The organism is Tautonia sociabilis, assembly GCF_003977685.1.
GTDB lineage: Bacteria > Planctomycetota > Planctomycetia > Isosphaerales > Isosphaeraceae > Tautonia > Tautonia sociabilis.
In genome coordinates, this window is the sequence record NZ_RYZH01000004.1 from 146,716 (window position 1) to 170,544 (window position 23,829).

20 protein-coding genes are annotated in these 23,829 nt (G+C 71.5%); 4 read left to right on the forward strand and 16 right to left on the reverse strand.

What is annotated here, in order from left to right:
- Positions 1 to 4 precede the first annotated feature (4 nt).
- Positions 5 to 1,384 (forward strand): neutral/alkaline non-lysosomal ceramidase N-terminal domain-containing protein, encoded by a 1,380-nt coding sequence (locus TsocGM_RS03530; protein ID WP_126723934.1) that lies wholly within the window; start codon positions 5 to 7, stop codon positions 1,382 to 1,384.
- A 208-nt stretch (positions 1,385 to 1,592) separates the two neighbouring features.
- Here TsocGM_RS03530 and TsocGM_RS03535 read toward each other — a convergent pair whose 3' ends face one another.
- From TsocGM_RS03535 to gcvT, 15 genes are all read right to left on the reverse strand, one after another.
- The gene (locus tag TsocGM_RS03535; RefSeq protein WP_126723935.1) at positions 1,593 to 3,536 is read right to left on the reverse strand and encodes a hypothetical protein; all 1,944 of its coding nucleotides are present in this window, start codon (positions 3,534 to 3,536) and stop codon (positions 1,593 to 1,595) included.
- Positions 3,533 to 6,499 carry a hypothetical protein gene (locus tag TsocGM_RS03540; protein WP_126723936.1) on the reverse strand — a complete coding sequence of 989 codons (2,967 nt, stop codon included), beginning with the start codon at positions 6,497 to 6,499 and terminating at the stop codon, positions 3,533 to 3,535. The genes TsocGM_RS03535 and TsocGM_RS03540 overlap by 4 nt, the downstream gene beginning before the upstream one ends.
- Before the next feature lie 50 nt (positions 6,500 to 6,549).
- A complete protein-coding gene (locus TsocGM_RS03545) occupies positions 6,550 to 7,140 on the reverse strand; it encodes a hypothetical protein (protein ID WP_126723937.1) in 591 nt (196 codons plus the stop codon).
- Between the two features lie 132 nt (positions 7,141 to 7,272).
- Entirely contained in the window at positions 7,273 to 8,301 is a 1,029-nt protein-coding gene (locus TsocGM_RS03550) for a carbon-nitrogen hydrolase family protein (RefSeq protein WP_126723938.1), read from the reverse strand.
- A 253-nt stretch (positions 8,302 to 8,554) separates the two neighbouring features.
- Positions 8,555 to 9,565 (reverse strand): AAA family ATPase, encoded by a 1,011-nt coding sequence (locus tag TsocGM_RS03555; RefSeq protein WP_126723939.1) that lies wholly within the window; start codon positions 9,563 to 9,565, stop codon positions 8,555 to 8,557.
- 115 nt (positions 9,566 to 9,680) lie between these two features.
- The gene (locus TsocGM_RS03560) at positions 9,681 to 10,490 is read right to left on the reverse strand and encodes an FHA domain-containing protein (protein WP_158633360.1); all 810 of its coding nucleotides are present in this window, start codon (positions 10,488 to 10,490) and stop codon (positions 9,681 to 9,683) included.
- Positions 10,491 to 10,821: 331 nt separating this feature from the next.
- Positions 10,822 to 11,571 (reverse strand): lipoate--protein ligase family protein, encoded by a 750-nt coding sequence (locus tag TsocGM_RS03565; RefSeq protein WP_233578235.1) that lies wholly within the window; start codon positions 11,569 to 11,571, stop codon positions 10,822 to 10,824.
- Positions 11,572 to 11,706: 135 nt separating this feature from the next.
- Positions 11,707 to 13,218 carry an aminomethyl-transferring glycine dehydrogenase subunit GcvPB gene (gcvPB, locus tag TsocGM_RS03570; protein WP_126723941.1) on the reverse strand — a complete coding sequence of 504 codons (1,512 nt, stop codon included), beginning with the start codon at positions 13,216 to 13,218 and terminating at the stop codon, positions 11,707 to 11,709.
- A gap of 240 nt (positions 13,219 to 13,458) precedes the next feature.
- A complete protein-coding gene (locus TsocGM_RS03575) occupies positions 13,459 to 13,731 on the reverse strand; it encodes a hypothetical protein (RefSeq protein WP_126723942.1) in 273 nt (90 codons plus the stop codon).
- A 63-nt stretch (positions 13,732 to 13,794) separates the two neighbouring features.
- Positions 13,795 to 15,153 carry an aminomethyl-transferring glycine dehydrogenase subunit GcvPA gene (gene gcvPA / locus TsocGM_RS03580; protein WP_126723943.1) on the reverse strand — a complete coding sequence of 453 codons (1,359 nt, stop codon included), beginning with the start codon at positions 15,151 to 15,153 and terminating at the stop codon, positions 13,795 to 13,797.
- A gap of 157 nt (positions 15,154 to 15,310) precedes the next feature.
- Positions 15,311 to 15,487 carry a hypothetical protein gene (locus TsocGM_RS25750; protein ID WP_158633361.1) on the reverse strand — a complete coding sequence of 59 codons (177 nt, stop codon included), beginning with the start codon at positions 15,485 to 15,487 and terminating at the stop codon, positions 15,311 to 15,313.
- A 27-nt stretch (positions 15,488 to 15,514) separates the two neighbouring features.
- Positions 15,515 to 15,799: a hypothetical protein gene (locus TsocGM_RS03585; protein ID WP_126723944.1), complete on the reverse strand. Its 285-nt coding sequence runs from the start codon at positions 15,797 to 15,799 to the stop codon at positions 15,515 to 15,517.
- Positions 15,800 to 15,884: 85 nt separating this feature from the next.
- Entirely contained in the window at positions 15,885 to 16,115 is a 231-nt protein-coding gene (locus TsocGM_RS03590; protein ID WP_126723945.1) for a hypothetical protein, read from the reverse strand.
- 133 nt (positions 16,116 to 16,248) lie between these two features.
- Positions 16,249 to 16,644, reverse strand: a complete 396-nt coding sequence (gene gcvH, locus TsocGM_RS03595) for a glycine cleavage system protein GcvH (protein WP_126723946.1) — start codon at positions 16,642 to 16,644, stop codon at positions 16,249 to 16,251.
- Between the two features lie 111 nt (positions 16,645 to 16,755).
- On the reverse strand, positions 16,756 to 17,880 hold the full coding sequence (gene gcvT, locus TsocGM_RS03600; RefSeq protein ID WP_126723947.1) for a glycine cleavage system aminomethyltransferase GcvT: 1,125 nt from the start codon (positions 17,878 to 17,880) through the stop codon (positions 16,756 to 16,758).
- Between the two features lie 788 nt (positions 17,881 to 18,668).
- On the opposite strand from gcvT, the gene TsocGM_RS03605 reads away from it, so the two are divergent.
- From TsocGM_RS03605 to TsocGM_RS03615, 3 genes are all read left to right on the forward strand, one after another.
- Positions 18,669 to 20,645: a thioredoxin-like domain-containing protein gene (locus tag TsocGM_RS03605; protein WP_126723948.1), complete on the forward strand. Its 1,977-nt coding sequence runs from the start codon at positions 18,669 to 18,671 to the stop codon at positions 20,643 to 20,645.
- Positions 20,646 to 20,855: 210 nt separating this feature from the next.
- Complete coding sequence (locus tag TsocGM_RS03610) at positions 20,856 to 21,773, forward strand: aminotransferase class IV (protein ID WP_126723949.1); 918 nt, start codon at positions 20,856 to 20,858, stop codon at positions 21,771 to 21,773.
- A gap of 4 nt (positions 21,774 to 21,777) precedes the next feature.
- Positions 21,778 to 22,629 carry a hypothetical protein gene (locus tag TsocGM_RS03615; RefSeq protein ID WP_126723950.1) on the forward strand — a complete coding sequence of 284 codons (852 nt, stop codon included), beginning with the start codon at positions 21,778 to 21,780 and terminating at the stop codon, positions 22,627 to 22,629.
- Here TsocGM_RS03615 and TsocGM_RS03620 read toward each other — a convergent pair.
- Positions 22,510 to 23,571: an ABC transporter permease gene (locus tag TsocGM_RS03620; RefSeq protein WP_126723951.1), complete on the reverse strand. Its 1,062-nt coding sequence runs from the start codon at positions 23,569 to 23,571 to the stop codon at positions 22,510 to 22,512. The two genes, TsocGM_RS03615 and TsocGM_RS03620, sit on opposite strands and share 120 nt — an antisense overlap.
- Between the last annotated feature and the right edge of the window lie 258 nt (positions 23,572 to 23,829).

Consider the following 23,829-nt stretch of genomic DNA (forward strand, 5'->3'; position numbering starts at 1 on the left):
GCCCATGTGCTCCCCCTCGATCGTCCTGACCCTGCTCGCTCTGGCCGCCGCCCCTTCGGCGACGGCCGCTGCTGAGGTGCCCGTCGGCGTGGCCCGGGTCGACGTGACCCCGGACGGGCCGATCCGGCTGACCGGCTACGGCAACCGCCAGACCGAGTCGGACGGCGTGGTCCAGCCGCTCTGGGCCAAGGCCCTCGCCGTCGGCGGCGACGAGGGGGACGGCCCGGCCGTGCTGATCACCGTTGACAACCTGGGCATCCCCGACGCGATGGGGGCCCGGGTCGCCGAGGCCGTCGGCCTCCCCCGAGATCGCCTGGCCATCTGCGCCTCGCACACGCACTCGGCTCCGATGCTCGCCGGAGTCGCCCCGTTCATCTTCGCCGAGGAGCCGACCCCCGAGCAGCAATCCCGGATCGACCGCTACACCGACGCCCTGGCCGATCTCCTCGCCGACGCCGCCCGGGCCGCCCTGGCCGACCGCCGCCCCGCCCGACTGGCCTGGGGAGTAGGCTCGGCCGGCTTCGCGGCCAATCGCCGAGTGCTCAAGGACGGCGTTTGGACCGGCTTCGGCGTCAACCCCGACGGGCCGGTTGACCACTCGCTCCCCGTCCTGTCGGCGACCGACCCCGACGGCTCGACCCGGGCCATCCTCGCCTCCTACGCCTGCCACTGCACCACCCTCGGCGGCGACTTCAACCAGATCTGCGGCGACTGGGCTGGCTACGCCCAGGAGCGGATCGAACGCGACCACCCCGGCGCCGTCTCGCTCATCGCGATTGGCTGCGGCGCCGACGCCAACCCCGAGCCTCGCGGACAGCTCTCCCAGGCGAAGGACCACGGGCTCGCCCTCGCGCACGCCGTCTCGAAGGTGCTGGAGGGCCCGATGACGCCGATCGGTCCCCTGACGCAAGCCCGGCTGACCCGCGTCGACCTCCCCTTCGCCGAGCTGCCCTCCCGGGGAGACTGGAAGGCGAAGGCCGGCCTGGCCAACCAGGAAGGCCGACGGGCCCGGGCCATGCTCGCCCGGCTCGACCGAGGAGAGGAGATCCCGACGGCGCTCAAGGACTACCCGGTGCAGGTCTGGGCCTTCGGTGACGACCTGGCGATGGTCTTCCTGGCCGGAGAGGTGGTGGTCGATTACGCCATCCATCTGCGCCGCGAGGCCGACGCCGATCGGCTCTGGATCAACGCCTATAGCAATGATGCCCCGTGCTACATCGCCTCCGACCGCCTGCTCGGCGAAGGAGGCTACGAGGTGGACTCCTCAATGATCTACTACGGCCAGCCGACCCGCTTCGCTCACGGAGTCGAGGATCGAGTGGTCGATGCCGTGCTCGGGCTGCTGCCCGAGGCGTTCCGTCGGCAGGGCGGAGGGACGCGCTGAGCGGTCTGGACCGCGATCGTGATCCGATCTCCGATGCGGGGCGGCCGAGGACGGCGGCCCCACATCGGACGTTCCGAGCCGCGATGCGGACGTCCGGCTCGGAGCGGCCGGGGTTCGAGTCGCCGTCAGCCCCGGATGCCTTCCGATCCGGGAGCGACTTGCCCCCGATCACCCCGGACGATCGCGACCCGGATCGCACTGGTCCGGCTCACGGGAAGAGCGGCTGCCGCTCCGGGCCGGGTCGGGTCCAGACGAGGCAGATCGGGCCGCCGAGGCGCTCCCAGCCGTCCCGGAGAGGTTGCTCGGAGGAGGAGGCGGCGAAGACTCGGCGGCCGTTCTCGTCCCGGAAGGAAAACAGGGGGGCGGTGCCGGGGGGAGGATCGTCCGAGTCGGCGGGCAGGGCGTGGAAGATCGTGGGGGAGTGGCGGTCGCCCTCGGGGGAGGACCCGGCCTGGAGCTCAACCCCAGAAGGGCCGAGCACCTCGACGATGGGCACGGTTCCTTCCGCCGGGCGATCGAGCGCGAAGAAGGCGACGGTCCCCTCGGCGGGCCGGGGCTCCATGTTGAGGCCGGTGACGGGGCGAAGGCGATCGTTGCCCTGGTGGTCGGGGATGCGGTAGATCGCAACCGGGAGGTTCAGGCGGGGATCGTCCAAGTCGAGCCGGTACATGATTTGATTGTAGTCGTACCGGGGTGTGGGTGTCGTTGTGCCGGAAAAGGTATTCGCGTAGGTGCCTTCGAAGAAGATCCGTCGGCCGCCGTCGGCGTCGAACTCGGGGTGGTGCATCGGGTTGTAGAAGCTGTAGTCGTTGTGCGTGACGACCTTGCGGGCGAAGGCCCAGGGGCCGAGCGGCGAGTCGGCCTCGGCGTACCAGACCTCGCCGAGGAACGAGGGGCTGCCGAGCGCCTGCACGGTGATCATCACCCAGCGGCGGCGGTGCTCGTTCCAGTGCACGGTGCCCGCGTGGGCGAGGATGGGGGCTCCGGTTTCGATGTCTCGGAGGTTGAGCAGGCCCTCCCCCTCGGCGAGCGTTCCGGCCTGGATGAGGTCGGCCTGCTCCTTCGGTCCGAGCTTCGCCGCTCCGGCCCGCCAGCGGTAGACGGGGAGGCCCTGGTCGTCGCGTTCGACTCGGGGATCGCCGGAGGAGGGATCGACCTCCAGGCACGTGAACGCTTCGTATCGCGTCGGATCCGCCAGTGCCTCCGAGTCGGCGGCGACGCGGACGATCGGGTAGGGTGAGGCGAAGGTGATCCATTCGCCGTTCGCGTCGAGCGATCGGGTCGCGTGGCCGTCGGGGTGCAGCGTGTCGATGCCGGGGAAGACGGCCACGCGATCGAACCGCCCGGCCTCGTCGTTATAAACGCAGAGCCCGCGCTCGTAGGTGTCCAGGGGGGGGCGGATCTTGGCGTAGCCGGCATAGAGGCGATCGCGGCCGGAGGCGTCGGCCAGAACGACGAAGCCCGAGAGCCAGGTCGGCCCGGGGCCGGGCATCTCGGCCATGGGGCGGGAGAACCCGTTGTCATCGACAAAATAATCGAGGTTGATCCCGACGCTCGGGTCGAGCCCCCCCGCCGAGGGGAGTTCCGAGGTGGCCGCCGACATGTGGAAGTTGCCCAGCGGATAGGAGGGCCGGCTCGTGTCTCCCCAGAACCACCAGAGCTTGCCCCGGTAGGGCACGGTGAAGACGCTATCCTGCCCGACGACCAGGCCGTTTAAGAGCGGCTCGACGATCGGCGTCGGCCGGCCGAGGCGGACGCTGTCGGCATAGATCCCGGCGCCGGTGACGCGGTAGAGCCGTTCGGCGATGTTGACCCGAGGCAGCTCCAGCCGGGCGGTGCCGCCGGGCTCGACCTTGAGGCGTTTGCCCCGGTAACCGAAGCCGTCGGCGGGGTACTCGTAGCCGTGGCTCGAGATGTGGAAATACGTTTCGGTGCCCATGAGTTCCGGCGCGGCGATGGCCGCCACGCCGGCGCTGTCGGTCGTGAAGCGCAGGTTGTGGACCGTCCGCAGCTCGACCAGCGGCACGCCTCGGCCGGTCTCGGCATCGACGACCTCGACGGCGAACGGCTTGCTTTCGGGGATGGCTTCCCCAGGGGGGACGTCCGGCTGAAAGGTGGCGAGGCAGATCAATAGCGCCGCGGCGGTGTTCATCGTTCGGCGTCCCTCGGGGGCTGGGTGGTGATCCACATGGGGCTTCCCCAGGCGATCTCGCCGTCCTCCTGGAGGATGCGGACGTAGTACCAGCTGGTTCCGGCGGGGCGGTCTTCCTCGTCGGTCCAGGAGAAGCGGACCTCGTCGGTGCCGGGCTCGGAGGAATAGGCGTAGACGAAATCCTTGATGATGTCCACTCGGGCGATCGGGGCCGTTCCCTTGGCGAAGACGTCGAGGGTGACGGGGCCGTCGGCGTCGAACTCGTCTCCCATGAGGTGGTCGCCGCAGCGGACGTCGAGCAGGATGTTGTCGGTGGCGCCGTAGCAGTGCCGGCGGCGGAAGGCGTCGAGGATGGAGGAGCGGGTGGGCTGCTCGGCCAGGGCGACGGCGTAGCTGATGTGCGTGGAGATGTGGTCGCTCGACGCCTGGAAGCCCAGGCGGTATTGCATGGCCAGGGCGTTCCAGACCATGCCCAGGGGCCGCCAGCCGCCGATGGCCTCGGCCGGCCTCCGGGCCGACTTCGGCGCTCCCAGGTGCTCATACGATTGCCGGTGCCCCTGAAAGATCTCGACGAACGGCTCGGCCTTCGGGTCGTTCTGCCGCCAGTCGGTCCCCATGCCGGTGGCGCTGGTGTGGACGGCGCAGATGCCCCCCAGCTCGTTCAGGTAGTCGTAGAGCATCGCGGCGTCGAGGTCGCGGCCGTTGACGTCGGTCCGCACGCCGCGATCGTCCACCAGCCGGGGGAGCGTGCGCACTCCTCGGCGGTCGAACATGACGTTGCGGTGGCCGCCGGGATAGCTGACGCTGCGTTCGTAGGTGAACATGGGAACGAACGTGGGAGGGTTGTGGTACAGGTCGGTGGTCTTCTGCACCAGCCACCAGGTGTATTCCTTGCCGCCGCCGTTGTCGTGGTCGCCGTTGCCGATCCAGTCGAGGCCGCCGGCGTCGATGGCGTAGCGCCACATGTCTTCCAGTGAGCCGTCGGAGCCGCCGTCCTGGGAGAGCTCGGTGTGGCGGTGGAACTCTCCCCGGAGCAACCGGTACGTCTTTCCTCCGGCGGCGATGCGGTACGATCGCATCCGGGCGATCGCCTCGATCTCGTTCGGGTGGACCGGCGGCGCGGTGGGGCCGGGCGGGGCGACTCCCCGGGGGCGGGGGTTGACGGGGCCGTCCCCCACGGGGCCGAGCACGGCGGCGAAGAGGTCGTTGCCATAGGCTCCGGGAGGCGTGCCGGAGTGCGAGTAGAAGCGGCGGCGCAGGTCCGGGGTGAACTCGACTTCGCGGTGCATCCGGTTGTCGGTGTTGTACACGACCAGGGGAGGCCCCTCGGATCGGGTGACGATCGCCGGCCGGTTGTCGAGCAGGCCGTCGCTTCTCGGGAGGAATCTCGGGGGGGCCCAGGAGTCGCCCTCCAGGAAGGTGGCGAGGCTGATCCAGACGCCGCCGACGACCATCGCCGCGTTGCGGCCCCAGACCGCCTCCTGCCTGTGCCGGTAGAGCAGCCAGAGGCGGCCCGAGGGCTCGACGGCGAGCCGGGCGTAGCTGTTGAGCCGCCGCTCGTCGTCCGGGGCGGCGGCCGCCGGGTCGGCCACCTCCTGCACGGTGCCCCCCTCGACGCAGCGAACGCGGATGGCGCTGTTGCGATAGAGCGTGGCTCCCTCTCCCTCGATCAGGTTCTCGGCGTCCTTGCCCCAGTGGTCGTCGCGTTCCTCGAAGGCGACCCAGACGCGGCCCCTCGGGTCGACGGCCACGCTCGGTCTTGCCTCGAACCGGGAGGAGGAGGCCACGGGGATCGTTTCGATCGGACGGCCCGGCCCGAGGTAGGAGCCGAGCATCACGTCGTAATTTCCCGATCGGTATGTGTCGTAGGCGACGAAGACGGTTCCGTCCGGCCCGACGGCGATGCTGGGGGACCAGTCGTTGCCGGCGTGCTCGCTGATGTTGATCTCCTCTCCCAAGGCGTCGAGCCGGGCGAGCAGGATCTCCGACTGCCCGGCCACCCAGGTCTGCCAGGCCATCCAGACGGTGCCGTCGGGGCCGCTGGCGAGCACGGCGTCGGCGTGGTTGCCGGGGCGTCGGGTCAGGCGGCGCTCGGCGGTCCAGGAGCCCGAGGAGGGATCATAGCGGCGCTCGAACAGGTCCCAGTTCCCCTCGCGCTGCTCGGACCAGACGACGACCACGAGGCCGTCGCCGTCCCGGGCGACCGAGGGCCGCCAGACGTCTCGGCCGCCGTCGGTCACGTCCATCGGCGCTCCGGCGGCGCCTTGGGAGAGGTGGAGGAGGCGGACGCGGTCGCCGCCGCCGTCGGGCTCGAAGCGGGAGAAGGTTCGAGGGCGTTCGGTCAGGGCCTCGGAGATGGGCCAGCCGACGGGCTCGTGCTCGACGAAGGCGACCCACGCTCCGCCCTGGCCGTCGGAGACGGCCGCGGGGAAGTCCTCCTCGAACGCTCCATCGGCCACGGTGGTGTGAGGGGCGGCCAGGCGGGCCTCGACCTTCCCGCCCAGCCCGAGCAGGGGGCGGCCGGTCTTCAGGTCGGCCAGGGGGAAGGAGGCGTCGCCGAGGGGGGTCTGAACGGTCAGGGTCGCGTCGTCGGGGGCGTCGATCGCGACGACGACGCCGGTCGGCGCGATCGAGGCGCCGGCGCCGCCGGGGCCGGTCTGGGGCCGGGCCTGACCGGCGGGGGGAGGCTGCCCCTCTCGGATCCGGAGGCTGGAGGCGTTCCAGGACGAGCCGTCGACGACCCGCATCCCGGCTCGGAACCGCCAGGGGTCGACCTTCAGCACCTGGCCGCGGTCGAGCCGGACGCGGCCGTCCCAGGGGGTCGCCTCCTGGTCGCCGATGCCGAGACGGATCCGGACGGCCATCGCGTCTTCGGCCAGCCGGTCGCCCTGGGCTCGCCCGGGGTCGGCCCCGGGGCCGAGCAGCATCGGGGAGACGACGAGGGCGGCGATCGCGAATCGCATGGGCGTTCTCCTGAAGGCGATCGGGAGGGCCGGGGCGAGGCCGGGCCGGTTCAGCCCTCGGGGGAGGCCATCACCGGAGGGGCCTCGGGGGCCTGGAACGAGGCGGGGGAGCCGACGCGGTCCTCCGGCTGTCGGGCGCGGACGGTTTCCACCTCGGCGACGAGCCAGCGGCCGGACTCGAAGCGGAGCCGGAACGTCTGCCGCTCGTTGCGGTCGGGGTAGACGGCCTCGACGGTGACTCGGGCGCGGCCCTCGCCGTCGGGCTCGGGGGCGAAGACGGCGTGGCTCTTGCGGGCGATGGCCGCTTCCCGGAGCTGCCGGGCGAACGCCTCGGGGCCCAGCTCGGCCACCTCGCGCTCCAGCCGGGCGCGGAGGTCGTCGTCGAAGGCGTCGAGGTAGGCGTCCACGTCCCCTTCCCGGGCGTCGGCCAGCAGGTTCCGGACGCTCTCCTCGGCCCCGTCGATCGGGTCGGGCCCGAATCGCCCGGGAGCGGTGGCGAGGAACTCGGCTTGCGGCTGCGGGCCTCCCGACTCGGCCGGGATCGGCCCGTCGTCTCGGTCCGCTGCCGGGCGATCCCGCGCCGACCAGGCCATCGCGCCCAGCACGGCGGCCGTCAGCAGGCCCGACAGCAGCTTCCGCATCGCTCGACCCTCCGCCCGCATGGTGCCCCCTCTTCCATAATGGCACCGGGCGGCGATGTCGAGCCCCTGCCGGCCGGGGAGGAGGGAGAGGCCGGGGTGCCGCCGAGGAGCCGACGAGGGATCGGGGCGGGATCAGTCCGATCCCCGATCGTTCGCCTCGCCGGGGAGGGGCCTTGCGCGGAGGTCGTCCCCGGATTGCCCCCCCGCCGCTCCCGGCTCGCGGAACGCTCCCAGCTCGGCCACCTCGACGACCGGTTTCGGCCTGGTGTCCACCAGCAGTCGGAAGACGTCCGGCCGGGCGTAGTGGCCGACGACGTCGAAGTCGTACTTGGCGCGGGGGATGAGGCCCAGGTCCAGGTCGGCCGCGAGGATGCAAGGCCCCTCGAAGTCCGGCCCCGCCAGGAGGCGGCCGAGCGGGTCGACGATGCAGGAGCCGCCGCGGGAGAGCACGTCGTCGGGCTTCAGGTCCCCCTCGATCGGGTAGTCGTCCGGGTAGTCCGACCGCCGGGTGAACTGGTTGCACGAGAGGACGAAGCACCGCCCTTCCAGGGCGACGTGCCGCATGGTCGCCGTCCAGCCGTCGCGGTGGTCGGCCGTCGGAGCGCAGTAGATCTGCACGCCTTGCGCGTAGAGATGCATGCGCAGCAGCGGCATGTAGTTCTCCCAGCAGATCGCCGCTCCGAGGCGACCGGCCGGGGTGTCGAGCACCGGCATGGTCGAGCCGTCGCCGAAGCCCCAGACGAGCCGCTCGGCGGCGGTGGGCATCAGCTTGCGGTGCTTGCCCAGCAGGGCGCCGTCCGGGCCGAAGAACAGCACGGAGCAATACAGCGTGCCGCCGTCGCGCTCGATCACCCCCACGACCAGGAGCGCCGACGCCTCCCGGGCCGCCTCCCCGATCGCCGACGCCGCCGGGCCGGGGACGGCGACGGCCTGGTCCCAGTAGCGCTGGAACCAGTCCCTCCCCGCTGGGGTCCGCCAGCCGACCCGGGCGCCGAAGTCCAGGCCCCTCGGGTAGGCCGGCACGAACGCCTCCGGGAAGACGATCAGCCCCGCCCCGCTGGCGGCCGCCTCGACGGCGAGCGTGCGCACGCGGTCGATCGAACGCTCGCGGTCGAACCCGACCGGGGCGGCCTGCACGACGGCGGCTCGGATCGTGCTCATGGAGGGAACGCCCCGCTTCGGGACCGGGGACGGCCTGGCCGGTCGACATCCCCGGCCCCGGGCTCCCGATCGTACCCTCGCCCCCGGCGGAGGGGCCAGGGGAGACGACCGTACCCGGCGGTCCTCGCGTTCCCGACTCGGGGGGACTCGGGAGACTCGACGTCCTCGGCGCCTCGGGCCGCCTCGGCTGGTCCAGCCAGGCCCTGGGCGATCGCATCGCGCCGGGGGTGGGGGATGCCGGGCCGGAGGCCGATCAGGGCACTCGGATGTGGTCGAGGATGCGGCCGAGGACGTCATCGGGGCAGAGGCCCTCGGCGTCGGCCTCGTAGGAGACGAGGAGGCGGTGGCGGAGGACGTCTCGGGCGACGGACTTGACGTCGAAGGGGGTGACGTAGTCTCGGCCGGAGAGCAGGGCGTGGCCCTGGGAGGAGCGGACGAGGGCGAGGGTGGCGCGGGGGCTGGCGCCCAGCTCGATGAGGGGGCCGAGATCCAGGCCGTACTCGTGGGGGGCGCGGGTGGCTCGGATCAGGTCGACGATGTAGCCCTTCAGGGCGGGGGCGACTCGGATCGAGCCGGTGAGGGCCCGGAGGGCGCGGACCTCGGCGGGGCCGAACAGGGGAGCGCGGTCCTCCTCGGGGGCGTGGGCGTCGGCGACGCCGGGGAGGTCGAGCATGGCGAGCTCGGCGTCTCGGTCGGGGTAGCCGACCAGCAGCTTCATCAGGAAGCGGTCGAGCTGGGCCTCGGGCAAGGGGTAGGTCCCTTCCTGCTCGATCGGGTTCTGCGTCGCGAGGACGAAGAAGGGGTCGGGCAGGCGGATCGTTTCGTCTCCGATGGTGACCTGGCCCTCCTGCATGGCCTCCAGCAGCGCGGACTGGACCTTGGCCGGGGCGCGGTTGATCTCGTCGGCCAGGAGGACGCTGGCGACGATGGGACCCTGCTTCACGTCGAAGCGGCCGGTCTGGGGGTGGTAGACCTGGGTGCCGGTGAGGTCGGCGGGGAGCAGGTCGGGGGTGAACTGGATGCGGCGGAAGGGGAGGTCGAGGGCGCGGGCCAGGGCTCGGACGGCCCGGGTCTTGGCCAGGCCGGGGACCCCTTCGATCAGGACGTGGCCGCCGGCCAGCAGGGCGATGACCATGCGGCTCAGCAGCGGGCGCTGACCGACGACGGCGGCCTCGAGCCGGTCGATCAGGGGGGAGAGATCGGGGAGGTCGGCGGCCGAGGGAGCGGCGGGGCCGGGGGCGTCGTCGGGATCGGCGGCGTCCATTCGGGGCTCGGGGTGAGGGCCCCGAGGGGCCGATCGGGGAAGGGGGGAAGCCGGCCGGGCCGAGGGGAGTCGGCCCGGTTGAGGGGAGCCGGCCAGACGGCGGAGCCGGCCGGGATCAGCGGGTGGCCTTGCGCCGCTCCATCATCTTGCGGAGGATGTCCTCGGCCGCCTTGCTGGAGTCGAGCTCCTCCTTCTTCTTCTGGGCGGAGGGCGTCTCCTCGGCCTGCTTCTTGGCGGCGAAGAAGGGGTTGGACTCGTCGATAAGCTCCTCGGGCATCTCCTCGTCGCCGTCATCGTCGAGCTTGTCGTAGATTCCCTCGTCACCGGAGGCGACCGGCTCGGGCTCGGATTCCGGTTCCGGCTCCTCGTCGGGCTCGGGCTGGGGTTCCGAGGCGGCCTTGGCAGCGGGGATCGTGTGGTCGGACTTGCTGGCCTCCTTGAAGGAGGAGAAGGTCATGGTGTCGCCGGTGTAGACGCCGGAGGGGCGTTCGGGGGGGGCGGGGCTGTCCTGGTCGGTGACGAGCCAGGAGTCGATCTCGTCGTTGCTGAGCTCGTCGAGGGAGGCGGCCTTGGCCAGGGCGCGTTCGGCCTTGTCGGTGGGGTCGGCCTGGGCGGGAACAGGGGCGCCCTGGATGGAGACGGCGAAGGTGAGGGGGCCGATCTGGATCAGGTCCTTGTTCCTCAGGACGTGATCGGTGTTGGCCTCCAGCCGCTGGTTGTTGACGAACGTGCCGTTGCGGCTGTTGAGGTCCCGGACGATGACGGAATCCTCCCCCACGCGGATCTCGGCGTGGTTGCGGCTAACCTGCTCGTTATTCGGCCGCAGGTGGCAGCCCTCGCCGCGCCCGATCTTGAAGTGCGTGCCCGCCAGGGGGATGACCTTGCCTTCGGGCTTGCCCTGAACCACGATCAGCGAGACTTTCATGGCGAAGTCGTCCCTGTGCTTGCGCGTTGGCCGTGCCGGACGGGGGCCGTGGGATAGAGACAGGATCGGACGGATTGAGGGCGAAGATCGAGCCCGGCTGGAAGGGCCGCCGGTCGAGCAGGACGTGCGCGGGGAGGCCTGCCCCATTGGTGACGAAGGCCCGCCCTGTGGTATCTTAACCTAGTCACGGCGAAGGCAAGGGGCTCGCGAGCGGAATCGTCGCCCCGGGGGGCGGGACGAGGCGGGTCGCCGACTCGGTCGTTCCGTCGGATAACGAAGTTACCAGACGACGGGGCGTTTGCAAGATTCCGGGGCGAGGGGCCCGATCCGATCAGCGCCGATCGGTCCAGCTTGGGGCGCGATAGATCGCCTCGGCGATCCGGCCAACCTCGTCGCGTTCCTCCGGGGTCGTTTCCTGCTCGATCGCCTCCAGGCCCAGGGCCGAGGCGATGCGGTCGCCGACGGGGGACGCCCAGCAGGCCGGGCGGGCCGATCCGAGTTCGGGGGCGAGGGCGGCCAGCCCAGGCAATTCGGGGGTGCGCTCGGAGGTGGCCAGCAGCAACGAGCCGTGTTGCAACAGGGCACCAGCCCGACGGCGCTGGGCGCTGCCGAGGATCTTGGAGCCGAAGACGACGAGATCCTCGGCGTCTCGGTCGGTGAAGCAGAGCAGCGGCCGGTCGGGGCCGGATCGGGCCTCGGCCTCTCCCCGGCGGCGGGCCGGGATGTCGCGTTCACGCAGCAGCGCCGCGATGGCGGCGTGGACGGCGCGGTACAGGTCCTTGGCCCGACGGGCCAGGGGGTGTCGCTCGGGGACGACGACGGCATAGGTCAGCTCGCGGTCGTGCCAGATGGCGCCGCCTCCGGTGGCCCGCCGGACGAGGGGGACGCCCCGCCATCGGGGGTCGGCCTCGGCCTCGGCTCGGGACTGGAAGTAGCCCAGACTCAGGGTGGGGATCGACCACTCGTAGGTGCGGAGCATCGCCCGGGTCGGGTCGGCCGAGACGAGCGAGAGCATCCAGTCGTCGGTCGCCATGTGGGTCGGGCCGTCCCCGGCCTCGTGGGGGAGGAGGCGGCAGCGCATGGGGAGAGGCTCCGGGCAGGGGGAGTGGGACGGGAGGGGCCGGTCGATCGCTGCGTTGGCTCGGGAGGTCGTCGCGCCTCCGCTCCGGATCCTGCTGTGATTTGCCTAATTTGGCCGACATCCGGGGCGACGCGCTTAGAAAGATGGCACGGTTCGCGGGCCCCGATCGCTCGTCGCGGAGGGCTCGACGGGGGAGGGGGACCAGCGCAGGACCGGCCGCTTGGCGGCGGCGACCTCGTCGGGGCGGCTGATCGGGGTGGTGAGGGGGGCGCGGTGGAGCAGGTCGGGGTCCTCCTCGGCGATGGCTAGCAGCGCCCGGGCGAAGGCTTCGAGCGTCTCCCGGCTCTCGGTCTCGGTGGGCTCGATCATCAACGCCTCGGAGACGATCAGCGGGAAGTAGACCGTGGGGGCGTGGAAGCCGTAGTCGATCAGGCGCTTGCCGATGTCCATGGCCCGGACGCCTCGGTCTCGGGCCAGGGCTCGGGCGGAGGCGACGAACTCGTGCATGCAACGCTCGCCCATCGGCACGGGGTAGGCGTGCTTGACGAGCGCCAGCAGGTAGTTGGCGTTGAGCACCGCGTGCTGGGCGACCGCCTTGAGCCCCTCGGGGCCCTGGGAGCGAATGTAACAATACGCGCGCACCAGCACGCCGACGTTACCAAAGAAGGCGCGGACGCGGCCGATCGCCTTGGGGCGGTCGTGGTCGAGGAAGAAGGTGCCGTCGTCGCGGCGGCCGACGACCGGGGAGGGCAGGTACGGGGCGAGGTCGTCTCGGACGGCGATCGGCCCGGCGCCGGGGCCTCCCCCGCCGTGAGGGCCGGAGAAGGTCTTGTGTGGGTTGTAGTGCATCAGGTCGACGCCCATGTCGCCGGGGCGGACCACGCCGAGGATGGCGTTCATGTTCGCGCCGTCGAGGTAGAGCAGGGCGCCTCGGTCGTGCAGCCAGCGGGCGATCGTGCCGATCTGGGGGTCGAACAGGCCGACGGTGTTCGGGTTGGTGATCATGAACACGCCGACCTCGTCGGTCAGTTTGGCCCGGAAGTCGTCCAGGTCGACCAGGCCCCGGGCGTCGCTCTTGACAGTGACGGCCTGGAAGCCGGCAAGCTGGGCGGAGGCGGGATTGGTGCCGTGGGCGCTGTCGGGCACCAGCACGGTGGTGCGGCGCTCTCCCCGGTCTCGGAAGGCGGCGGCGGCGACCATCAGCGCGGTCAGCTCCCCCTGTGCCCCGGCCGCCGGCTGGAGGCTGACAGCCGGCAGACCGGCAATCTCGCCGAGAAGCTCCTGCAGCTCAGACAGTAATTGCAACATGCCCTGGATCGAGGATTCGTCCTGGTACGGGTGCAGCCCGGCCAGACCGGGAAGCGCGGCGAGTCGCTCGTTGCGCTTCGGGTTGTACTTCATGGTACACGACCCGAGCGGGTAGAAGTTGGCGTCGATCGCCATGTTGAAGGACGAGAGGTTGGTGTAGTGGCGCACGACGTCCAGCTCGCCCAGCTCCGGCAGCGGCGGGGGGGTGTCGGCCCGGTGCCGGGCGGGGATCAGGTCGTCGATCGGCCGCTCGGGCACGTCGAGCGGAGGTGCCACCGCGATCCGTCGACCGGGCCGGGAGGTCTCAAACAGCAGCGGGGGCTGGTCCTTCTTGAGCATGGGAGTCGCCGTTTCGGGGGTCGATGCGGGCGGGGCCGAGGGGGACGATCGGGAGAGAATGGCGGACCACTCGGGGCGGATGGCTGTCGGGAGATCACACGGACGGATGTTGGCGCATGAGGGGGATGGGAGGCCGAGGAGGAGGGGGCGGATCGTCGGGTCGAGGAGGTTCGGTCGAGCCGGCCGGAGAGGGTCGCCCGCACCGACGTCGGAGTTCGGCTCCTCCTCATCGGCCTCCCCTCACCGAGAGGCCCGCTGGAGCAGGCCGTAGGAGGTCCAGAGCAGGCCGATGAGGGCGACGACCAGCAGGCAGGCGATCGGCAGGTGGTGGACGACGACGCGGCTGGCCCGGAAGACGAGCAGGGCGGCGGCGGTGGGCTCGATGCCCCGGGCGGCGTACTGTTCCTCGACCCAGGGGGCGACGGTGGCCAGCAGCACGAGGATGGCGCCGGCCAGCGCGGCGACGATCGACACGCTGCGGCGGTGCTCTCGGGCGGCCTCGCTCCTCCTCATGGTCGGGGGTTCCTCGTGATCGATCGGGTCGGCCGGGGCCGGGGCCGGGGCTGGGCTGGGCGGTCAGGACGAGGAGAGGGCGGCTCGGTAGGCGTCGGCCAGGGCGTCGATCTCGGCCCGGGTGCGCTTCTCGGTGACGGCGATGAGGATGCAGTCGGCCAGCTCGGGGTACCAGCGGCCGATCGCGATGCCGCCGTGGAAGCCGAGGCGGCCGACCTCGGCGAGCACTCGGGCCGGGTCCTTCCCTCCGGCGACCCGGACGACGAACTCCTTGAAGAAGGGGCCGTCGAAGGCGAGGGACAGGCCGGGGACCTCGGCGAGCCGATCGGCGGCGTAGTGCGCCTTGCGGGCCGACTGCTCGGCGACGTCCCGGAGGCCGAGCGGGCCCATCAGGGCGAGGTAGATGCTGGCTCGGAGGGCCATCAGCCCCTGGTTCGTGCAGATGTTGGAGGTGGCCTTCTCGCGTCGGATGTGCTGCTCTCGGGTCTGGAGGGTGAGCACGAAGCAGCGGCGGCCCTCGCGGTCGGTCGTCTGGCCGACGAGCCGGCCGGGAATCTTCCGGAGGTACGACTCCCGGCAGCAGAGGATGCCGAGGTACGGGCCGCCGAAGCAGAGGTGGTTGCCGAGCGCCTGACCCTCGGCGGTCACGATGTCGGCGCCGAAGTCGCCGGGGCGCTTCAGCAGGCCGAGCCCGATGGGGTCGACGCTGACGATCACCGTCGCGCCGCGATCCTGGGCGGCGGCGACCAGCGGCTCGATGTCCTCCAACTGGCCGAAGACGTTGGGCTGCTGCAGGACGACGGCGGCGGTGTCGTCGGTCAGCGCGGCGGTCAGGTCGTCGACCGAGGTCCGGCCGTTTCGGCAGGGGACGGTGACCAGCTCGGGTTCCAGGTTGGTGAGGAACGTCTCGGCGACCTGGCGGTACTCGGGGTGGACCGCCCCGCTGGCGACGACCCGGCCGTGCCGGGAGCCGGAAGCCAGCGCCATGAGGATCCCCTCGGCGACGGCGGAGCCGCCGTCGTAGAGGCTGGCGTTGGAGACGTCCATGCCGGTGAGCTGGGCGATGAGCGTCTGGTACTCGAAGATCGCCTGGAGGGTGCCCTGGCTGGCCTCGGCCTGATACGGGGTGTAGGCGGTGTAGAACTCCCCCCGGGCGGCGAGCTGGTCGACGGCGGCCGGGATGAAGTGGTCGTAGGCCCCGCCGCCGAGGAAGCAGGGGCGGTCCTCGACGCTCGCGTTCCGGGCCGCCAGGGCGCCGACGTGCCGGGTCAGCTCGATCTCCGTCAGGGCCGGCGGCACGTCGAGCGGCCGGTCGAGCCGGAAGTCGGCCGGCACCATGTCGAAGAGCTGGTCGAGCGAGTCCAGGCCGATGGCCCGGAGCATCTCCCTCGTGTCGTCGTCCGTGTTGAGGATGTAGGCCATGGCGCGGGAAAGCCGGGGGTTCGGTGTGCGAGCGGCGGAGGGAGCCGAGGCCGGCGCGGTCGAAGCAAGGGCGGGCCTCGATGGGATCGATCGTCGGCGGACTATTGTAAGGCCCGGGGGGATCGCCCGCGAGGCGTCTTCGAGGCCGCTCTCGGCCTCAGAACAACCCGCCGAGGATCATCGTCACGATCCACGGGATGAGGGCCCCCAGCCGCACGAGCATGACGTTCCGCCACGAGAAGGCGACCGCCTCCAGCCTGGCCTTCCAGAGGGACCGCCTCGGGCCTCGGGGCAGGCCGGCCTTGGCCAGCCGTCGGGCGACCGTCGGCGCCACGACCAGCCCGGCGCAGCTCGCCTGGAATCAGGAGCGCGGCGCCCGGTTCCAGCCGAGTTCGGCCATCGCCAGCGCTGCGAGCAGGGCGAGGCAGGCAAGCGTCGCCTGGAACAGGACCTGGGCGGTCGAGTGCCGCTTGTACGCCCCCAGGGCGATGGCCGTGAGCATCACCCCCAGCACGGTCAGGGCGGGGATGTCGTAGGTGTATCGCTTCCAGGAGGACATCGTCGAGCCGTCGATCAGCGCGACGAGCTTGGCAAACAGCGCCGACGCGGCCGAGGCGGCCAGCACGAGCATCGCGCCGTCGGCCATCGAGAACCGGAGCCTCCGGAGGATCCCCCCCGGCCCCCCTCCCCGCCGGCCCCGGCCGTCGGGCGATCGGCCTGCGGCCCGTCGCTCATGGTGCCTTCCCCCCGGCCTCGTTCAGCAGGCGGTCGACCTCGTGCCAGTCGAAGACCCGGAGCAAGAGGGGGATGACGCGGACGGTGCGGGCCGTGAGGACGGCCTCCTGGATCAGCATCCCGGCGAAGAAGCCGCCGAGGACGGCCGCGAATCTCGGGGAGATGACCGAGGCAAGCGCGGCGATCCCCGAGGCCAGCGCCGCCCGGGGCAGGAACCGGGCGAGCATGGCTCCGAGCCGAGGGGGGCGATCGCGGAAGGATCGGTAGCGGATCAGGACCTTGCGCTCGAAGGGGGTGAGGATGGGAGGCTCCTCCGAGAGGGAAGGACAGGGCGGAGGCCCGATCCGGCCGGCCGGCTGATCAGTGCGCGTCCTCGGCGATCTTCTTCTGGTAGGCGTCGTAGTCGAGGAGCTGGGCCAGCTCGGCCTCGGCGTTGGAGGGGCGGAGCTTGAGGATCCAGCCGGAGCCGAAGGGATCCTCGCCGATGGCGGCGACGTTGGCCTCGACGGCGGGGTTGACCTCGATCACCTCGCCGGAGATCGGGGCGTAGAGGTCGTTGACCGACTTGACGCTCTCAACCTCGCCAAAGGGGTCGCCGGCCGAGAGGGTGGTGCCGGGCTTGGCCTTGGCCAGGTCGATCATGATCAGGTCGGTGAGCTGCTCGACGGCGAAGGCGGAGATGCCGATCGTGGCGACGTCGCCGTCAACCTTCACCCATTCGTGAGACGGGGTGTACTTCAGGTCCTTGGGGTCCATGGGGTGTCGGGCTCCTGGGGGAGTCGGCGAAGGGCTCGGGACGAGTCGGATCGATGGCGGAGGCCGGAGCGAGGGGCCGGCTCGACGGGCGATCGGGCCGGTCGGGGCCGGTCAGGAGGCCGGTCGGGGCCGCTTGTAGAAGGGGAGCGGAACGACCTCGGCGGGCTCGATCTGACCTCGGATGTCGAGGGAAACCTCGGTGCCGACCGGAAGGGGGGCGCCGGAGAGCAGGGCCATCGCGAGGGACTGCTGGAGCGTGGGAGCGAAGGTGCCGGAGGTGACTGTGCCGATAGGCTGGCCGTCCCGGAGCACCGGGCAGCCCTGTCGGGCGATGCGGCGGCCTTGGAGACGGAGGCCGACCCGGGAGCCTCCGGGATCGTCCTTCAGTCGCCGGAGGGCGTCCCGGCCGACGAAGTCCCCCTTGTCGAGCTTGACGAACAGGCCGAGGCCGGCGGCATACGGGTTGATCGACTCGAGCAGCTCGTGACCGTACAGGGGCATGGCGGCCTCGAACCGGAGCGTGTCCCGGGCGCCGAGCCCGCAGGGGCGGATGCCGCGTGGGTGGCCGGCCTCCAACAGGGCGAGCCAGACGGCCTCGGCCACGTCTCGGTGAACGATCAGCTCGAAGCCGTCCTCGCCGGTGTAGCCGGTGCGGCTGGCGGAGGCGTCGGTGCCGAGGACCAGGCCGGAGGTGTGGCTGTAGTACTTCTGCTCGGCCAGGGGGGGGCCGTCGAAGAGGGTCTGCAGCGTGGAGAGGGCCGCGGGACCCTGGACGGCGATCATGGCCGTGTCCCGGGTCGAGTCGGCGAGGGAGGCGTCGAGGTCGCCGCGGTGCCGCTCGAACTGCTCGACGACCCGGAGGCGGTTGGAGGCGTTGCAGACCAGGCCGTAGCCGTCGCCGTCGGTCAGGTGGTAGACGAGCACGTCGTCGATCACGCCGCCCTGGTCGTTGCAGACAAGGCTGTACTGGATGCGGCCGGGGGGGAGCTTCGCGGCGTCGTTGGTGGTGACGCGCTGGATCCAGGCCAGGGCGTCGGGGCCGTCGAAGCGGAGGCGGCCCATGTGGCCGATGTCAAAGAGCCCGACGCGCTTGCGGACCGACTCGTGCTCCTCGACGATCGACGCGTACTGCACCGGCATCGACCAACCGCCGAACTCGACGAGCCGACCGCCGTTGGCCTTGTGCCAGTCGTACAGGGGGGTCTTCAGGAGCGGCTCGGCCGTCGATGTCGACATCGGCAGCAGGTCCTCGGGGCGGCTCGGTTCGATGCGACGCATTCCGATCCGGTCGGTGTCCGCCTCCGCCGAGGAGCCGGATCGGGGCGATTCTAGCGGGTTCGACGGCCGATCGACAACGGCAGTCGGGGCCGGTTGGGGCCGATCGGTTGATTCTGTTCGCCTCCCTCCGGCGGCGGGAGAGCCCGATGGCTCCCTCTGGGCGATCGGAGGCCGGGCCCGGCCGCTTGCCCCGATCCGGCTCCCGGCGGCGTCCCCGATCGGCTCGACTTCGTAACTCCTACGAAACCCCTGCCAGGACCTACCGGGTCGGCCAGCTTGGGAGGCTCCCGACGGCGGGATCGCCGGAGGGAAGGGGACGGGGCGGAACGGCCTTGCCTCGAACGGGATTGCGCCCGACCGGCCGCGACGGCCGGCCGCGGCGGCAGGTGCGTCGGAGGGCCGAGGAACGAGGATTGCACGGAGGAAGGCCTCGCGCGATCCCGAGCGATCGGAGGCCCGGGGGGGAGGCCGGACGACGGGCCCAGCCGGCGCATCCGGCGCGGTCGGCGACGCGACCCGGCCAATGCGCTCGACCCGGCGGCGGCCGGGCGCCGAACGTGAGGGAAGACCCCATGCCGGCCGCCCCGATCCGGGCCGGGGGTCGACGGGACGAGCAGTCGCCCCGGGCGGGCCGGGCCTTGGCCGACCCACGGCCCGGCCGGCCGATCCAGGAGCCGCCCGGGGCGGGCCCACCTGGCCCGGGGCCGGCACCTCAGCACGGGACCATTGGACTTAGGGAGATACCGATGCGTGCCGCCCGCTCCCGGGCCGCGGCCCTCGCCGCGGCCGCCGTCGCGATGCTCGGCGGGCAGACCGCCCGAGTCGCCCAGGCGCAGCAACTCGACGTGCCCAGCATCCTCAAGGAGAACCGGCCGGTGCAGCGCGGGGTCGAGTACGACTCGCCGAGCTCCCCGGCCGAGGTGTCCTCCTGCGCCGCCGAGGTCGTGCCTCCCGGCCGGTCGGGGCCCGGCATCAAGGGGGTCTCGGTCATCATCCGGGACGGCCAGGGGAGAACCCTCCGCCGCTTCTTGGACGTCAGCGGCGACGGCAACATCGACCAGTGGTGCTACTACCGGGACGGCTTCGAGGTCTATCGCGACGTCGACTACAACGACGACCGCCGGATCGACGAGTCGCGCTGGCTGAACACGGCGGGCACCCGGATCGCGGTGGTCGAGGGGGGGAAGATCGCCTCGTGGCGCCGGCTCTCGGCGCAGGAGGCGAGCAAGGTGCTGGTCGACGCGATCGTCTCCGGCGACCACGACCTGCTGAACACGGTGATGGCCGCTCCCGAGGAGCTGGCCGCGCTGGGCCTGCCGAAGGGGCTGGTGGACCAGGTCCGGGCCGAGCTGGCTGGCCGGAAGGCCGCCGTCGAGGAGCTGACCAGGAAGCTCAGCGGCTGGGGGTGGACGAACACCACCGCCTGGCTCCGCTTCGACGCCGACATGCCGCACCTGATCCCGGCCGACGTGGCCAGCGGCCTGAAGGACGACCTGCTGCTGTTCGAGAACGCGGTCGTCTTCGCCGGCTCCCCCGACGGCCTGGGGGATCTCGGCCAGGTGGCCTACCTCCAGGTGCCGGAGCTGGTCCGCGTGGGGGAGGCCTGGAAGTTCGTCGGGCTGCCCCGGGCGTTCAACCCGGATCCCTCGCAGGCCGAGGTGATCGTGGCGTATGACGGCATCCGCTCCTGGCTGTACCGCGAGGGGGCGGGGGCCGCCGGCCCGGTGGCCTCGGGGGTGTCTCCCGAGCTGGAGAAGGCGCTCCGAGCCCTGGCCGACTTCGACGCCCAGGCCGTCGACATCTTCGCCAAGGGGGACACCAAGGCGATCGCCCAGTACCACTACGAGCGCGTCCGGAAGCTGCGCGACGTGATCGCCGCCGCCCCCGAGGCCGACCGGATCGAGTACGAGAAGGAGGCGATCAACAGCCTGGCCGCCGCCTACCAGACCGGCGACGAGCAGGTCGGCCCGGCGACCAAAAAGGTGCTCGACGACTTCGTCAAGGGCGGAGGCCCCCTCTCCTCGTATGCCGCCTTCCGCCTGATCCCGGCCGAGTACAGCCTCCGCGCCTCGAAGGACCCGGACCACCTGGTCGAGGCCCAGAAGAAGTGGGTCGAGGAGCTGGAGGCGTTCCTCAAGGCGTATCCCCGGTCGGCCGAGGTGCCCGAGGCGCTCTTCCAGCTCGCCAGCATCAAGGAGTTCAACGGCGCCGAGGACGAGGCCCGCGCCGTCTACGATCGCCTGGCCAAGGAGTTCCCCGACTCCTCCTTCGGCCGCAAGGGGGCCGGCGCCCTGCGCCGCCTGGATTTGGTCGGCCAGCCGATCGCCCTCTCCGGCCCCGGGGCGGACGGGCAAACGGTGGACGCCTCGAGCATGAAGGGCAAGCACTTGCTGGTCGTCTTCGGCGCGAACTCCTCGCCGCCGACCCAGCGCGAGCTTCCCGAGCTGATTCGCCTGGCCGATCGCCGCAAGGACACCCTGGCCGTGATCGGCGTCAGCCTGGACGGCGACCCCGAGTCGGCCCAGGCGTTCGCCTCCCAGGCCCCCTGGCCGACGATCGTCGAGCAGGGCGGGATGGAGAGCCGACTGGCGGATGAGTTCGGCATCATCTCCTTGCCGACGATGTTCCTGGTCGACCCGAGCGGCAAGGTCGTGGACCGCGACGTCCGCTCGGCGGTCGAGGTGGAAGGGCAGCTCGACGAGGCACTGGCGAAGAAGCAATGAGCGTCCCGGCTCCCGCTCGGAGCCCTGGAGGAGAGGAGGAGAGGAGAGACGACTCGGACGGTTCCCCCGAGTTCTCCTCTCCTCCTCGAATCGGCTCCGCGCGAGGGCCGGATCGGTCCCTGGCCGCTCCCCTCGCTTGTTCCTTCCCCGCCGCGGCGGGTATCGTGGACCGGATCGAATCGAACCGCGTCCCGATCCCGAGCGATTGCCATGCACCCCGAGCCCCTGGCCTGCCTCAACGGCGAGCGGATGCCGGCCTCCGAGGCGAAGATCCCCATCTGGGACCGCGGCTTCCTCTTCGGCGATGCCGTGTATGAGGTCATGCGGCTGTACGCCGGCCGGATGTGGCTGGAGCGGGAGCACATGGACCGCCTGCGCCGGAGCGTTCGGGAGCTGAAGATCGAGGGAGTCGACTTCGACCGGCTGCGGGACCGCATCGACCGGACCATCGCCGCCAGCGGGATCGAGGAGGGGACGGTCTACATCCAGATCTCTCGGGGGGTCGCCCCCCGTCGGCACCGCTTCCCGGAGCCGGGGACGCCGCCGACGGAGCTGATCGTGGTGGGCCCCTATGACGACTCGGCGACCGCCGAGCGGAGGAAGACGGGAGTGCCTCTGGTCAGCGCGCCGGACCTGCGCTGGAAGCGATGCGACGTGAAGTCGGTCAACCTGCTGGGGAACGTGCTCGCCAACGAGGAGGCGCATCGGGCCGACTGCATCGAGGCGGTGCTGGTGAATCCGGACGGGGTCGTGACCGAGGCGACGCATTCGTCCCTGCTCTGGGTCCGAGCCGGCCGGCTCGAGGGGACCCCCGAGGGGCCGGGCATCCTGCCGGGCACGAGCCGGGGGTTCATCCTCCGGCTGGCTCGCTCGCTGGGCCTCCCGTTCGCCGAGGCGGAGGTGACGCTCGACGAGCTGAAGGAGGCCGACGAAGTGCTGCTCAGCGGCACGACGCTGGAGATCGTGCCGGTGACTCGGATCGACGGCAAGCCGATTGGAGACGGCCAGCCGGGGCCGATCGGCCGCTCGCTGGTCGAGGGGTTCGCCGGAGCGATCTCCCGGTTTCGCCTCGGAGACGAGCCGATCCCCGGCGCCTCGCCCGCTCCCGAGCCCGCGGTGGAGGCCTGAGCCGGTGTCTCAGCCGCAGCCGACGACCAGCGAGGCGATCGCCGAGGCGAGCGAAGCCGAGGTCGTCTCTCCGGCGGGGACGCCGGCCGAGGAGCTGTTGCACCCGCTCGACGCGCACGCGATCCGGGCGCCGTTGCCGAAAACGGCCGGCATCTGGGCCGTGGTGCTTACCGAGGACGAGGCGAAGGCCGAGGCGGTGGCCGAGTCGCTCCGGCGGCTGATCGGAGGCCGGGGGAGGCCGCTGAAGGTCGTGATCGAGCCCGACAAGTTCGAGTCCCGGGCCGATCGTCTGGCCAGGGCGATGGCGGGGGCCGACCTGCCGATCGTGCTCCTCACCACCGCGACCGAGCCCTGGACCGAGGCGCACCTGAAGCCGCTGCTGGAGGCGATCGACCGCTGCGACCTGGTGCTTGGCCGTCGCCGGCGGTCGCTGCCGGGGAGGGTCCTCCGATGGCTGGCGGCTCGGCCCTGGGCCTTGCTGTTCGCGATCCCGCTGCGGGACGTGCATTCGCCCTGCCGGCTCTCTCGCCGAGAGGCGCTGGAACAGCTGCCGCCGCAATCGGCCTCGCGGTTCCTCGACGTGGAGCTGCTGGCCAAGTCGTCCTTCTTCGCCCAGCTCGTGGATGAGGAGGACGTGCCCCCGCTGGCCGCCTCGGCCGGGCCGCCGGGGTTCTGGGGAGACTTCGTTGATGTCTTCCGCCGGCCGGTCCTCCGGCGCGAGCCTCCCCCCGCCGGCTCAGCTCCAGCGGAAGATCCGCAGGGCGATGAGGAAGGTGGCGACCGCCCAGACGGCGAGGATGACCAGGTTCGTCCCGACCCCCAGGAGCCCGGCCCCCTCGAGGATCACCCGGCGTAGGGCGTCGACGAGCTGCGTGAGCGGCAGCGCCTTGATGAACGGGTGCATCGACTCGGGGAAGTTCTCGTACGAGAAGAAGACGCCCGAGAAGAGCCACATCGGGATCATCACCAGGTTCATCAGGCCGCTGACCGCCTCCGTCGACTGCGCCCGGCTGGCCACCAGCAGGCCGATCCCCGCGAAGGCCAGGGCGCCGATCACGTCGACCAGGATCACCAGCCCGAGGTTCCCTCGGATCGGCATGCCGAAGCCGAGGACGCCCAGGCTGAGCAAGATCGCCAGGTCGGGGGCAAGGAACGTGATCCTCGCCCCGAGCACCGCCAGCAGGAAGTTGCGGCGGGGCATCGGCGTGGCCTGGAACCGCTTGAGCAGCTTGCCGATCCGGAAGTTCACCAGCAAAAAGCCGATGCCCCACAGGCCTCCTCCCATCGCGTTCACGCCGATCAGGCCGGGGATGAGGAAGTCGACGTAGCGGGAGCCGGGCTCGTCGATGATCGCATCGTGCGTCTCGGCCACGTCCTGGCGGCCGAGGGCGCGCTGGTAGGCGTCGTCGAACGCGGCCCGGGCGGCGAGGGCCTCGGGCCGGGTGGGATCGTACCGATACGTGACCGCGTTCGGGCCGGTTGACTCGACGACCAGCGGCGTCTGCCCGCGCTGGAGGCGGAGCGCCGCTTCCTCCGGGCCCACGAGGTTCAGCGCCACGCCGACCCGCCCCTCTTCGGGAGCCACCGCCGCTCCCATCAGACCGAAGATCGTGCGGGCCTCGCCGCGGTCGATCACGTCCACCACCACCGTCTGCGGCTCCCCCGAGTTGAACGCCAGCCCGAGCACGACGGCCAGGACGATCGGGAAGCCGTACACCCAGAACACCCTCGCCGGCTGGCGGTAAAACTCGCGGAGCCGGGCGATGTACAGGTTCCAGAGGGAAGAGGAACGGAGCATGGGCGGGTTCGCTTCGGGGGGCGGTGTCGTCGATCGCCTTCCGGGAAGGCCGGACCCATTGTAGGCGAGAACCCGCCTCGGCGCCTCGGCCCGCGAGGCGGGCGGTTCGGCTCGTCCTGATGGGGACCGTCACATCCGGGGCGGGGATCTCGGGCGGCTTACCCTCCCCAGGCTCCCGACGCGAGGAGTCGAGAGTGGGATGATGAGGTGTCGGGCCAGGTGTTCCTTGATCTCTCGGTGGCGGGGGACCGGCGGAGC